Annotated in this window: 16 protein-coding genes; 11 read left to right on the top strand and 5 right to left on the bottom strand. The window is 71.4% G+C overall.

Annotated elements, in window-relative coordinates; genetic code table 11:
- Positions 1–71 precede the first annotated feature (71 nt).
- Positions 72–461, top strand: a complete 390-nt coding sequence (locus tag KIK09_RS41130; protein ID WP_214324917.1) for a hypothetical protein — start codon at positions 72–74, stop codon at positions 459–461.
- Here the strand turns inward: KIK09_RS41130 and KIK09_RS41125 are convergent.
- Both KIK09_RS41125 and KIK09_RS41120 read right to left on the bottom strand, forming a co-directional pair.
- Positions 458–736: a TOBE domain-containing protein gene (locus KIK09_RS41125; protein WP_214324916.1), complete on the bottom strand. Its 279-nt coding sequence runs from the start codon at positions 734–736 to the stop codon at positions 458–460. The two genes, KIK09_RS41130 and KIK09_RS41125, sit on opposite strands and share 4 nt — an antisense overlap.
- Positions 737–800: 64 nt before the next feature.
- Positions 801–2,087, bottom strand: coding sequence for an MFS transporter (locus tag KIK09_RS41120; RefSeq protein WP_308164623.1), 1,287 nt, complete (start codon positions 2,085–2,087; stop codon positions 801–803).
- 91 nt (positions 2,088–2,178) lie between these two features.
- Between KIK09_RS41120 and KIK09_RS41115 the strand changes: the two genes are divergently transcribed.
- The 3 genes from KIK09_RS41115 to KIK09_RS41105 are packed head-to-tail and all read left to right on the top strand — an operon-like array spanning position 2,179 to position 4,921.
- A complete protein-coding gene (locus KIK09_RS41115) occupies positions 2,179–3,123 on the top strand; it encodes an Lrp/AsnC family transcriptional regulator (protein WP_250574588.1) in 945 nt (314 codons plus the stop codon).
- Positions 3,124–3,155: 32 nt separating this feature from the next.
- A complete protein-coding gene (locus KIK09_RS41110; RefSeq protein WP_250574587.1) occupies positions 3,156–3,737 on the top strand; it encodes a TetR/AcrR family transcriptional regulator in 582 nt (193 codons plus the stop codon).
- A 47-nt stretch (positions 3,738–3,784) separates the two neighbouring features.
- Positions 3,785–4,921 carry an MFS transporter gene (locus tag KIK09_RS41105; protein WP_214324914.1) on the top strand — a complete coding sequence of 379 codons (1,137 nt, stop codon included), beginning with the start codon at positions 3,785–3,787 and terminating at the stop codon, positions 4,919–4,921.
- Here KIK09_RS41105 and KIK09_RS41100 read toward each other — a convergent pair.
- Positions 4,885–5,250: a MerR family transcriptional regulator gene (locus KIK09_RS41100; RefSeq protein ID WP_214324913.1), complete on the bottom strand. Its 366-nt coding sequence runs from the start codon at positions 5,248–5,250 to the stop codon at positions 4,885–4,887. The two genes, KIK09_RS41105 and KIK09_RS41100, sit on opposite strands and share 37 nt — an antisense overlap.
- 43 nt (positions 5,251–5,293) lie before the next feature.
- Between KIK09_RS41100 and KIK09_RS41095 the strand changes: the two genes are divergently transcribed.
- From KIK09_RS41095 to KIK09_RS41085, 3 genes are read left to right on the top strand one after another with little or no spacing between them, the layout of a single operon-like run.
- A complete protein-coding gene (locus tag KIK09_RS41095; protein WP_214324912.1) occupies positions 5,294–6,409 on the top strand; it encodes an MFS transporter in 1,116 nt (371 codons plus the stop codon).
- A 4-nt stretch (positions 6,410–6,413) separates the two neighbouring features.
- Positions 6,414–7,046 carry a TetR/AcrR family transcriptional regulator gene (locus KIK09_RS41090; protein WP_214324911.1) on the top strand — a complete coding sequence of 211 codons (633 nt, stop codon included), beginning with the start codon at positions 6,414–6,416 and terminating at the stop codon, positions 7,044–7,046.
- 4 nt (positions 7,047–7,050) lie between these two features.
- Complete coding sequence (locus tag KIK09_RS41085) at positions 7,051–7,482, top strand: acyl-CoA thioesterase (RefSeq protein ID WP_308164622.1); 432 nt, start codon at positions 7,051–7,053, stop codon at positions 7,480–7,482.
- Here the strand turns inward: KIK09_RS41085 and KIK09_RS41080 are convergent.
- Positions 7,479–7,892, bottom strand: coding sequence for a VOC family protein (locus KIK09_RS41080; RefSeq protein WP_214324910.1), 414 nt, complete (start codon positions 7,890–7,892; stop codon positions 7,479–7,481). The genes KIK09_RS41085 and KIK09_RS41080 overlap by 4 nt on opposite strands.
- Positions 7,893–7,976: 84 nt before the next feature.
- Between KIK09_RS41080 and KIK09_RS41075 the strand changes: the two genes are divergently transcribed.
- Positions 7,977–8,924 carry a helix-turn-helix transcriptional regulator gene (locus tag KIK09_RS41075; protein ID WP_214324909.1) on the top strand — a complete coding sequence of 316 codons (948 nt, stop codon included), beginning with the start codon at positions 7,977–7,979 and terminating at the stop codon, positions 8,922–8,924.
- On the opposite strand, the gene KIK09_RS41070 is transcribed toward KIK09_RS41075, so the two are convergent.
- Positions 8,915–9,616 carry a TetR/AcrR family transcriptional regulator gene (locus KIK09_RS41070; protein ID WP_214324908.1) on the bottom strand — a complete coding sequence of 234 codons (702 nt, stop codon included), beginning with the start codon at positions 9,614–9,616 and terminating at the stop codon, positions 8,915–8,917. The two genes, KIK09_RS41075 and KIK09_RS41070, sit on opposite strands and share 10 nt — an antisense overlap.
- Positions 9,617–9,722: 106 nt before the next feature.
- Between KIK09_RS41070 and KIK09_RS41065 the strand changes: the two genes are divergently transcribed.
- From KIK09_RS41065 to KIK09_RS41055, 3 genes are all read left to right on the top strand, one after another.
- Positions 9,723–10,115, top strand: a complete 393-nt coding sequence (locus tag KIK09_RS41065) for a VOC family protein (protein WP_214324907.1) — start codon at positions 9,723–9,725, stop codon at positions 10,113–10,115.
- A gap of 13 nt (positions 10,116–10,128) precedes the next feature.
- The gene (locus KIK09_RS41060) at positions 10,129–10,686 is read left to right on the top strand and encodes a dihydrofolate reductase family protein (RefSeq protein ID WP_214324906.1); all 558 of its coding nucleotides are present in this window, start codon (positions 10,129–10,131) and stop codon (positions 10,684–10,686) included.
- Positions 10,687–11,054: 368 nt separating this feature from the next.
- A complete protein-coding gene (locus KIK09_RS41055; protein ID WP_214324905.1) occupies positions 11,055–12,263 on the top strand; it encodes a glycosyltransferase in 1,209 nt (402 codons plus the stop codon).
- The last annotated feature ends 9 nt before the right edge of the window (positions 12,264–12,272 follow it).

Below are 12,272 nucleotides of genomic sequence, written 5' to 3'. Positions count from 1 at the left end.
TTGCGTTTGCGGAGGTGTTAGGGGCATATATCTAGCAGCCCGCCCTGCTCAGCGTGGCCACGCTCCGGTCGATGCCGCAGCGGGAGACCACGGTGACCTTCGAATGCCGCACCTCAGGGCTGCGGCGCCACCACTTCAGCGGGCCGCTGCTCGTTGACGTGCTCCAGGCGGCCGGCCCGCTGTTCGATCCTGGCGACCGCAGGGATCGGCTGCGTTTCCTGATCTCGGTACTGGGGCGCGACGGCCATCGCGCGGTGCTGTCGTGGGGCGAGATCGACCCCGAGTTCGGCAACACCCCGGCGCTGCTCGCCGTCGTCATGGACTGCCGCACGCTCGACGATGAGGGTCCGCACCTGGTGATGCCGGGCGACCGGTGCGGCGCCCGGCACATCAGCCAGGTCACCGACATCAGAGTCCGCGCGGACGACCGGTTATGGGCCGAAGACGGTCATCCGGCCTAGCCGTCCACCGCCAGCATCACGTCGGAGGCCTTGATCACCGCGAGCAGTTCGCTGCCCGGTCGCAGCCCGAGCTCTTCCGCGGCCTCCACCGTGATGGACGCCATCAGGCGCACCCCGGCCGCGTCCAGCTCCACATTCGCCGTCGCCTCGCCCTTGGTGATGCCCGTCACCCGGGCCGGAATCTGGTTACGCGCGCTCAACCGCATGATGTCCTCGCTTCGTTCGCTCCACTGCCCACGAGCAGAGCGATCACGTCCTGTCACCTTGCCTGGCACGTCCGGAATGATGCGGCTCTGGAAGTAAAAACTTCCGGAAACACGGCGGTGGCCGCCACGTGGTTCAAGCAGGAAGGTGCTGCGGTGTGCGTGCCGGTCGAGGGATGCTGCTGAACGTCACGACGATCACGGCTGCGGCAGCCGCGAGCGCGACGGTGAGGCCGAAGGCGAAGTAGAGGCTGCCCAGGACGGCCACGCCGAGCGTGCCGCCGAGCTGCTGCACCGCGTTGAGGAGCCCGGCGGCCGAGCCCGCCTCCTGCGGCTCGAGCCGGCTCAGCGCGCCGGTGAAGAACGCGGGCGTGAACATCCCGGCGCCGACCCCGATGACGCCCAGCGCGACGGGCAGCCACCACACTCCGCTCACGATTCCCGCCAGCAGTGCGGCCAGCCCGCCGTACATCACCCGATGCCCGAAGCGGGGCACCAGCCGCGAGCCCGACACGAGCGAGGCCACGCCGAGCCCCGCGGACCAGGGCAGCAGGCCCAGCCCGGCGGCGAGCACGTCGTAGCCGAGGTCGAGCTGCAGGTGCAGGGTGACCACCAGCGCCAGCCCGGTCGTCACGGAGAAGAACAGCGTCGAGGTGACCAGCGCGGCGGGGAAGCCGCGCCGGGCGAGCAGCTGCGGCTCGACCACCGGGTGCGTGCGCTGCCGCAGCGCGAAGCCGCCGAGCAGGACGGCACCCGCGACCAGCAGCACCCAGCTCGACAGCGTGATCAGCGGGTAGACGACCAGGCCGATGCCGCCCATGGCCAGCGCCGTGCCCGGCAGGTCCAGCCGCGGCCGTCGCGGTGCCTTGTCCTCCACCAGCAGCCTCGACAGCGCCAGCACGGCCACGCACAGCGGGACGTTCACCAGGAACGCCGCCCGCCAGGACGAGCCGTGGGTGAGCACCCCGCCGAGCACCGGTCCGCAGACCGCGGCCAGGCCCATCACCGGGCCGATGCAGCCGAGCGCCCGGGACATCTCGGGGCCGCGGAACATGGCCTTGATCAGCCCGATCGTCTGCGGGATCGTCAACGCGGCCGCCGCGCCCTGCACCGCGCGCAGGCCGATCAGCAGCCCGATCGACGGCGAGAGCGCGCAGCCCAGCGCCGCCAGCAGGAACACCGCCACCCCGGCACGGAACACCCGCCTGCGGCCGTAGATGTCGCCCAGGCGGCCGCCGGTGATCAGCAGCAGGGCGAACGGCAGGGTGTAGGCGGTGCCGAACCACTGGATGTCGGCGGTGTCGCCGCCCAGCGAGGCGTGGATCGAGGGGCCGGCCACCTGGACGATCGTGGTGTTCAGCACGTCCAGGGCCTCGGCGGTCAGCAGGGCGGCCAGTGCCGCCCACTTCTTGGAAACCGTCACCTCCCCAGGGTGGAAGACCAGCGGGCGGGCGTTCCAACGATCACCTGGTACTCCGTGATACTTTCCATCAAGAGCCGGTACCATCGCGAAAATGACCGTGCTGGACGATGTCGATCGTGGTTTGCTCCATGCGCTCCATCTCGACGGTCGCGCGCCCTTCAGCCGCATCGCCCAGGTGCTCGGCGTCTCCACCCAGACCGCCGTGCGGCGCTACCGGCGCCTGACCGCCGAGGCGGGGCTGCGCGTGACGGGCCTGGCCGAGCCGTACAGCGCGGGACGCCAGCAGTGGATCGTCCGCCTGACCGCGACCGCGGCCGCCGCGCAGGACATCGCCCGCGCGCTTGCCCGCCGCTCCGACACCTCGTGGGTGCGCCTGACCTCGGGCGGCACCGAGATCGCCGCCATCATCGAGACCGTGCCCGGCGGCCCCGACTCCCATGCCCTGCTGCTGCGCGACATCCCGCGCACGACCAGCGTCACCAAGGTCTCCGCGCACTACCTGCTGCACACCTACCTCGGCGGGCCCACCGCCTGGCGCGGCCACCTCGACGCCCTCACCGAAGACCAGCAGCGAGCGCTCGCCCTCGCCGTCGACCCGGGAGAGGTGACCTGGAGCGAGCGCGACCGGCGGCTGGCCGACGCGCTGCGTCAGGACGGGCGCGCGAGCCTGACCGACCTGGCCGCGGCCACCGGCTGGTCGGCCGCGACCGTGGGCAGGCGCCTGGAGGAACTCCGCGAGAAGGGCGCGATCTTCTTCGACGTCGCGATCGACGACCGGCTGCTCGGCGTCACGGCGTCGGCGCTGTTGTGGATGTCGGTGATGCCCGCCCATCTGGACGAGGTGGCCACCACCCTGGCAGGACACCGCGAGCTGGCCATCGTGGCCGCGACGACGGGCCCGACGAACCTGCTGGCCACGGCGCTGTCACCGAGCCCGAAGGCGCTGCACCACTACCTGACCACCCGCCTGGCGCTGCCCTCGATCACCGGCATCGAGACCGCCCCCATCCTCCGCACCCTCAAAGCCGGTTCTTGACCGACCTGTACAGAACCGCTAGCGTCGGCGGCATGGCAAGGCCCAGGGAGTTCGACGAGCAGGCCGCGATCGACGCGGCGATGACGCTGTTCTGGGAGAAGGGCTACGAGGCGACCAGCACCGAGGACCTGTGCAAGCGCACGGGCCTGGGCCGCGGCAGCCTCTACAACGCCTTCGGCAGCAAGCGCCACCTGTACGAGGAGGCGGTACGGCGTTACGCCGCCACCTGGGCCGAGCGCCAGCTGGACATGCTGTCCGAACCCGGGACCTCGGTCCGCGAACGCATCCGGGACCTCATGCTCGGCGTCATCGAGGCCGACCTGGCCGACCCCGGCCGGCGCGGCTGCCTGGCGCTCAACGCCGCCAGCGAGCAGGCCGGCCGTACCGGGGAGGTGACGGCGCTGGTGCGGCGGCAGTTCGACGACCTGGAGCAGGCGCTGTGCCACCTGGTGACCGTCGGGCAGAGCACCGGCGAGCTGTCCGCGGGCCGGCCGCCGCTGCAGGTGGCGCGGACGCTGCAGAGCACCTACTACGGCCTGCGCGTGCTCGCCAAGGTCACCGACGACCGGCAGGCCCTGATCGACGTGGTCGAGGGGGCGCTCGACTCCCTGTAAAAGGGCTGCCTTTGTTTTGTACTGGTTGATAAAGAACTAGGAGTTCGATGCTCCCCTCGCTCATGTTGTGCGTCTTCGGCATCACCACCGGCGAGTTCGTCATCGCCGGGATCCTGCCCGACATATCGCAGGATCTCGGGGTGTCCGTGCCGGCGGCCGGGCTGCTCGTCACCGCCTACGCGATCGGGATGATCGTCGGCGGTCCCACGCTGACCGCGGTCACCGCCCGCTTCCCGCGCAAACCGCTGATCGTGGTGCTGCTGGCCGTCGCCGTGGCGGGCAATCTGGCCTCGGCGCTGGCCCCCGGATACACCGTGCTGTTCGCCGCGCGGGTGGTGACCGCCCTGGTGACCTCGACGTTCTTCGCCAACGCCATCGTGATCGCCGCCTCCTCCGCGCCGCCGGACAAGCAGGCCTCGACCGTGTCCAAGCTCGTCTTCGGGATGAACCTGGCCATGATCCTGGGCGCGCCGATCGGCACGTTCGTCGGCACCGGGTACGGCTGGCGTGCCACGTTCTGGGCGATCGTGGCGTGCGGGGCGGTGGGGCTGGTGCTCGTGCTGCGGTTCGTGCCCGACGTCGCGCACGCCCCGACCTCGGCGGTGGCCGAACTGCGCGTCTTCCGGCGCAGGGACGTGCAGCTCGCGATCGCCGTCACCGCCGTGGGCAACGCCGGCCTGCTCATGGTCTTCACCTACCTGGCGCCGCTGCTGACCGGCGTCACCGGCTTCGCCGCCGGCGCGGTCGCGGTGCTGCTGCTGGTGTACGGCGTGGGCGCCACGGTGGGCAACCTGGCCGGTGGCCGGCTGTCGGACCGGGCGCCGGTGGCGGCGCAGGTCGGGCTGCTCGCCGTTCTGGCGGCGGCGCTGGTGCTGACCTGGCTGGTCAGCGGCAGCCCGGTGGCCACGGCGGTGATGGTGTTCGTCCTCGGGGCGCTGGGCTTCGCCGTCGTGCCCGGCATGCAGGCCCGCGTGCTGGGGGCGGCCGCCGAGGCGCCGACGCTGGCGATGGCGGTCAACGCCTCCGCCTACCAGCTGGCCGCCGCCTTCGCCGGCTGGCTCGGCGGGCAGGTCATCGACGGCGGGCCCGGCCTGCGCGGGCTGTATCTGGTGGCGGCCGCGGTCACCGTCGCGGGCGCGGTCGTGAGCTACTCGGGGCGGCGGCCGGAGATGGCCGTCAGATAGGCCAGGATGGCGTCGCGGTTGCGGCTCAGGCAGTCGATGCGCTGCGTCAGCCGCTCCGCCTCGCCGTTCAGCATGGCGGTGACCTCGGGCGTCACGCAGTCGGGGTGGACCAGGATGCCGTCGAGGAACGGCAGGATCCTTCTGATGATCTCGGTGGTCAGGCCGGAGTCGAGCAGGCCGCGGATCTGCTGGACGCGGTGGAGCGTGTCCTCGCCGTAGCGGCGGTAGCCGTTGGCGGACCGGTCGGGGTGCAGCAGGTCCTGCTCCTCGTAGTAGCGCAGCATGCGGGGCGGCACCCCGGTGCGCCGCGACAGCTCGCCGATCCTCATCCGTTTGCCCTCACACTGATGTGAAGGTTTCAGCATAGCGCTCATGAAGCTGTTCGCCCTGTTCACCGCCGCCTTCACCGCCGTGATGACCGAGTTGCTGCCCGCCGGGCTGCTCCCCCAGCTGAGCGCGTCCATGGGAGTCTCGCAGGCCCAGGTCGGGTTCCTGGTGACGGCCTACGCGCTGGCGTCCTTCGCCGCGGCGATCCCGGTGACGGCGCTGGTGCGCGGGTTGCGGCGGCGGCCGTTGCTGATGGTGGTGCTGGCCGGGTTCGCCCTGTTCAACCTGGTGACCGCGGTCTCGGACTCCTATCCGCTCACCTTCGCCGCCCGGCTGCTCGCGGGGGTGATGGGCGGCACGATGTGGGCCATGCTCGTCGGCTACGCCGCCAGGATGGTGCCGGCCGAGCGCCGCGGGCGGGCCATCGCGATCGTCTCGGCGGGCATCACGGTCGCGCTGTGCTTCGGCATCCCTGCGGGCACCGCGCTGGCGGGCGTCCTGGGCTGGCGTACGGCTTTCGCCGCGCTGTCGGCCGTGGCCGTGCTGCTGGTGGGCTGGGTCCGCTGGGCGGTGCCCGACCTGCCCGGCGAGCCGGCGGCGTCGCGGGCCCCGCTGCGGGAGGTGGTGGCACTGCCGGGGATCCGCACGGTGCTGGCCGCGACGGCGTTCCTGCTGCTGGGCCACCAGGCGATGTACACCTACCTCGCGCCGTTCTCCCCCGGTGACACCGGCCTGGTCCTGCTCGTCTTCGGCCTCGCCACGGTGGCGGGGGTGGCGCTCACGGGCGCTTTCGTGGACCGGTATCTGCGGGCGTTGCTGCTGGGCGCGCTCGCGCTGATCGCCCTGGCGATGCTGGCGCTCGGGCTGGCCGGGGCGGCGCCGCTGGTGGCTGTGGCGGTGTGGGGGGCGGCCTTCGGTGGTGCGCCCACGCTGTTGCAGGCCTCGCTGGTGGAGGCCTCCGGCCCGGCGAACGCCGACGTGGCCACCTCGATGCAGACCACCGTCTACAACGCGGGAATCGCGGGCGGATCGTTCCTGGGCGGGCTCGTGCTGGACGGCGCCGGAGCCGGGGCGCTGCCGTGGACGGCGCTGCCGCTCGTGCTGGTGGCGGTCACTCTGGCCACCCGAGTATCTAAACGACCGATCGTTCATATAGTCTGAGGGCATGACCACAGACGGGCGGAAGCTCCGGGGGCAGCGCAGCCGGGAGGCGATCCTCGATCAGGCGGTGTCTCTGGCCTCGGTCGACGGGCTCGAAGGGCTCACGCTGGGGCGGCTGGCGGCCGCCGCCGGAGTCAGCAAGTCCGGATTTTTCGCGCATTGGACGGACAAGCAGCATCTGCAGCTGGACACCATCGACTGGGCCTCGCGGCAGTGGCGCGAACGCGTCGTCATGCCCGCGCGTACCGCCGCCCCCGGCGTGCGGCGGCTGTTCGCCCTGCACGAGGCCCGTCTGCGCTTCTACACCGACCGGGTGCTGCCCGGCGGCTGCTTCTTCTTCGCCGCGCAGGTGGAGTTCGACGACCGGCCCGGCCCGGTCAAGGAGCACCTGGCCCAGGCCGTGACGTTCTGGCTGGACTACCTGCGCGCCCAGGTCGAGCGGGCCGTCGGGCTCGGGGAGCTGGACCGCTCGGTCGACCCCGCCCAGCTGGCCTTCGAGATCGACGCCCTGGGCGAGGCGGCCGTCACCTGCTCCCGGCTGGTCAACCAGGAGCTCGCCTTCGTCCACTCCCGCCGTGCCGTACTGCAGCGCCTGCGCGCGCTGTCGACGAACCCGAATCTCCTCCCGGAGGACTGAACACGTGACCCAGATCCGGCCCGTCCAGGTGCACTTCGACGACCTGGACGCGATGGGCCTGCTGCACAACTCGCGCTACGCACTGCTGGTCGAGCGGGCCATCTCGGCCTTCTGGACCGAGCGGGGCTGGGCGTTCGACCCGTCGGTCTCCGCCTTTCCCGACGTTTACCTGGCCGTGCGCGAGTTCAAGATCACCTACCACGCCCCGATCGTCGGGGCGGGCGAGGTGCTGGTGGAGTTCTGGCTGGATCGCATGGGCACCAGCAGCGGCGTGTACGGCTTCCGCGTCATGTCGGCCGATGGGTGCACCACCCACGCCGACGGCCACCGGGTCAACGTCAACCTCGACCCCGCCACCCTCCGCCCCGCCCCCTTCAGCGAGGCGATCCGCGAAGCCGCCACGCCTCTGATGCGCCCCGTGCCCACACCTGGCTAGCCCTGGGGTCCCAGTATCGCCAGGTAGTGCGTGTTGTGCATGATGCCGAGGACGTTGCCGAACGGGTCGATCACGGAGGCAGTGATGAAGCCCTCGCCGCGGGTGGTGATCGGCTCGTACTCCTTGGCGCCCAGGTCGAGCAGCCGCTGGAACGAGGCCTCGATGTCGTCGACCGCCCAGTTCGCGACCACGCCGCCGGGCGCCGCGCCCGGCGGCTGGGGCGAGAAGCGCCGGTCGAGCAGGCCCAGCTCGGTCTGGTAGTCGCCGATGCGGAACTCGGCGTAGGCCGTCCGTCCGTCGGGCCCGGGCCTGCTGAAGTAGGCCTCGACGCCGAGCAGTTCGGTGTACCACTCCTTGGCGGCCTCGACGTCCTCGGCGGTGAAGACGACGGTGGCGATGCCTCGCAACATTTCTGCTCCCTTCGGGGGTTATGTCGCCCAAGGTACGGGGCCTTGTGGAACCTGCGGTTCCTCAAGGACTGGCAGACTGGGGAAATGTTGGAAACCTCGGTCCGCCTGCTCCGGCTGCTGTCGTTGATGCAGTCCCGTCCTGACTGGTCGGGCGCCGACCTGGCCGACAGGCTCGGCGTCACCACCAGGACCGTGCGCAACGACATCGAGCGGCTGCGCATCCTCGGCTACCAGGTCCACTCCACGACGGGCACGGCCGGCGGCTACCGGCTCGCCCCCGGCGCCGCGCTGCCCCCGCTGCTGCTGGACGACGAGGAGGCGGTGGCGGTGGCCATCAGCCTGCACGCCGCCGCCAGCGGCACGGTGACGGGGATCGAGGAGACCTCGCTGAGCGCCCTGGCCAAGCTGCGCCGGCTGCTGCCCTCCCGGCTGCGCCACCGCACGGACGCCCTGCTCACGGCCACGCTGACCGTGCCCGGCCGGGTGCCGACCGTGGACCCTGACACGCTCATCGGCATCGCCGCCGCCGTCCGCGACCGCGAGGGCCTGCGCTTCGACTACCAGGGCCACGACGGCACGGCGGGCGTACGGCGGGCCGAGCCGCACCGCCTCGTCCACACCGGGCGGCGCTGGTACCTGCTGGCCTGGGACAACGACAGGAACGACTGGCGCACCTTCCGTGCCGACAGGATCCGCCTCCGCACGCCCAACGGACCGCGCTTCACGCCCAGGGAGCCGCCGGAGGGCGACGCGGTGACGCACGTGGTGCGCGGCACGGCCTCGACCGCGTACCGCTATCCCGCCAAGGTGCGGCTGCACTGCCCCGTCGAGGCGGTCGCCGAGCGGCTGCCTCCCGCGGCCGGGCTGCTACGGGAGCAGGACGACGGGTCGTGCCTGCTGGAGACGGGCAGCGAGAACCTGCACGACCTGGCCTCGTTCCTGGGCAGCCTGGGCGTGCCGTTCACCGTGCTAGACCCGCCCGAACTGCGCGACCACCTGCACACGCTGGCCGCCCGCTACGCTCAGGCCTGACCTTCCCGCTGCGCGATCAGCGTGGCGATGCCGTCGAAGATGCGGTCGAGGCCGAAGCGGCGGCCGTTGTCGTCGAGCACGTCGCCGGTCTCCGCCATCGCCTGCGAAAGGTCGGGGAAGCGAGCCCCGTGCCGGGCGATGAGCCCTCCCATCGTGGTGTCGGTGGTCCAGGGCCCGGTGCCCGCCACGGCCGCGGACTGGGTGTTGCGGACGTGCGCGAACAGCAGGAACGCCGCGGCCAGCCGTTCGCCTCCCGTCAGGTTCGTCCCGGAGAGCGTGCTGACAGCCGAGTCGATCCAGCCGATCTCGTTGGGGCCCATCGGGCGGTTGCCCGTCGTCACCATGGGCAACCACGGATGGCGTGACCAGGTCTCGGCCAGCAGCCTGGTGAACTCCTCCATCCTGGGCCGCCAGCCGGTCACCTGCTTCAGGTCGGGCGGTTCGCCCACGGCGGTGTCGATCATCACGGCCGTGAGCTCGGCCTTGCTGGTCACGTAGCGGTAGAGCGACATCTTGGTGAAGCCCAGGTCACCGGCCACGCGCTGCATGGACACCGCGGCGATGCCGTCGTTGTCGGCGATCTCGATGGCGGCCCGGGCGATCAGGTCGAGGCTCAGCGAGGGCCGCGCCTGTTTCTCCGTGCGCTGCTGGCTCCAGAGCAAGCCGAGCGCGCCGCCTTCGTCGGTCGCCATCCGTCCTCCTTCGGAAATTTCGGGGTTGTCAACCCCGACGTGCTGTGTCTAGCGTACACCTTGTGTCCGACGGACACTAAGTGTCCCCCAGAGACAGGAATTGGCCATGGGTACCCAGATCTTCGTCAACCTGCACGTCAGCGATCTGAACGCGTCCATCGAATTCTTCACGAAGCTGGGCTTCGCCTTCGACGAGAACCTCACCAACGACGAGGCCGGCTGCATGATCATCGACGAGAACATCTATGCCCTGCTCGTCACGGAGCCGTTCTTCAAGACCATCACCGAGAGAGATCCCGCCGACACGCGCACGGTGCAGGAGGTGGCGCTGGCCCTGTCAGTGGACGGCCGGGAGCGCGTCGACGAGCTGGCCGAGGCCGCGGTGTCGGCCGGCGGCCAGGCCGCCGGCGAGCCGATGGAGGAGGGCCCGATGTACTCCCGCGGGTTCCGCGACCTCGACGGGCACCTCTGGAACGTCCTCCACCTGGCCGCGGCCTGAAGGGAAGTCAGCCATGCGCACGCTCAAGCTCCAGGTACAGGTCAGCATCGACGGCCACATGGCCGGACCGAACGGCGAGATGGATTGGATGACCCTGCCGTGGACCGACGACGTCGGCGACTACGTCTCGGCGCTGTGGAAACCGGTCGACACGATCGTGCTCGGCCGCAAGCTGGCCGAGGGGTTCATCCCGCACTGGGCCTCGGGTCCGGCGGACGAGCCGCAGGAGTCCATCGACACGATGAACAACACGCCCAAGGTCGTGGTCTCCGACTCGCTGACCGAGTCGCCGTGGGAGAACACCACCGTGGTCGGCGGCGACCTGGTCCAGGCCATCACCGAGCTCAAGTCGCGGCCCGGCGGCGACCTGCTCGTCTACGGGGGCGGCACGCTGGTCGCGAGCCTGATCGCCGAAGGCCTGATCGACGAGCTGCACCTGTTCGTCAACCCGGCCTCGACCAGTGACGGCCTGCCGGTGTTCCCCAAGGGCGGCACCCAGCGCTTCAGGCTCGTCGCCACGACTCCCTTCGCGTGCGGGATCGTCGCGCTGCACTACGCACCCTCGCGCTGACATCCGGCCGCGAGCGCGACTCCAGCATCGCGCTCGCGGCCGAAGCTCCACGCGCTCATCACGCAACCGGCACTCTGGTACGGCAGGCCGACGCATGCCGCGGTGGGTGGGTCACGATGCGTCGTGGCGGCGGGGAAGTGGCACCGACTCGCCGGAAGCGCCGGGCGCGGGCCCTCGCCCGAAGTGCGGCGGGCGGCCGGTGGCGGCGGCCTTGCCGTACAGGCGAAGAGGAGTGGGGGAAGGGAAAGGGGAGTCGACACTCCTTTCCGTTCTCAACGTATAGCGCACCCCGGGGCTTGCGGCAAGACCCCGGTGATGCTGCAGAATCGTCCGCCGAAGCCAGAACCTGCGGAAATGGGGGACGCGGAATGCGTGTGTTGTTGTCGACGTACGGGTCGCGAGGGGACGTCGAGCCGATGGTGGCGCTCGCCGTGCAGTTGCGGGAGCTCGGCGCGGAGGTGCGGATGTGCGCGCCGCCGGACAAGGAGTTCGCCGAACTGCTGGCCGGTGCCGGCGTGCCCTTGGTGCCGGTCGGCCGGCCGATGGGCTCGATGGCGCCGCCGTCGTCAGAGGAGGCCGCGTCCCGGCGCGTGTCCGAGCTGGCCGCGCAGTTCGACGACGTGGCCGCGGCGGCCGCGGGATGTGACGCCCTGGTGGCGACCGGTTTGGCGCATTTCGCCTCGCGGTCGGTGGCCGAGAAACTGGGCATCCCCTACGTGTACGCGACCTTCTGCCCGTTCCTGCTGCCGTCGCCGCACCACGCGCCGCCGGCGCTGCTGCTGCCGGGCCAGACGCCGCCGCCCGAGGGGGCCGACAACCGGGTGCTGTGGGAGCTGAACGCGCAGACCTTCAACGCGCTGCACGGCGAGGCGCTCAACGCCCACCGGGCCTCGATCGGCCTGCCACCGGTGGACGACGTCCGCGGCTTCATCTTCACCGACCAGCCCTGGCTGGCGGCGGACCCTGCCCTGGCTCCGTGGCAGGAGACCCCGGACCTCGACGTCGTGCGCACCGGTGCGTGGCTCCTGCCGGACGAGCGCCCGCTCCCGGCCGACCTGGTGGCCTTCCTGGACGCCGGCGCACCGCCGGTCTACGTCGGCTTCGGCAGCATGCGCCGCGTCTCGCAGGACAGCGCCCGGGTGGCCATCGAGACGATCCGCGCGCTGGGCCACCGCGCGATCGTCGGGCGCGGCTGGGCCGACCTGGGCCTGATCGACGACCGTGACGACTGCTTCGCCGTCGGCGAGGTCAACCAGCAGCGGCTGTTCGGCCGGGTGGCCGCCGTCGTGCACCACGGCGGCGCGGGCACGACGACGGCGGCCGCCCGGGCCGGCGCTCCTCAGGTGATCGTGGCCCAGGGGGCGGACCAGCCGTACTGGGCCGGTCGGGTGGCCGACCTGGGCATCGGCGCCGCACACGACGGCCCCACTCCGACCGCCGAGTCCCTGTCGGCCGCGCTCAGGACGGCACTGACCCCCGAGACCCGCGCACGAGCGACGGCCGTGACCTCCGAGATCCACACCGACGGAGCGACCGTGGCCGCGAAGCTGCTGCTCGAGGCAGTCAAGTCCGCGTGAACCCCAGAA

Origin of the sequence: Nonomuraea sediminis (assembly GCF_018531495.1) — a bacterium.
GTDB classification, from domain to species: Bacteria; Actinomycetota; Actinomycetes; order Streptosporangiales; family Streptosporangiaceae; genus Nonomuraea; species Nonomuraea sediminis.
The sequence above is the reverse complement of the archived record's forward strand: the minus strand, read 5'-3'. Positions and strand labels throughout refer to the sequence as shown.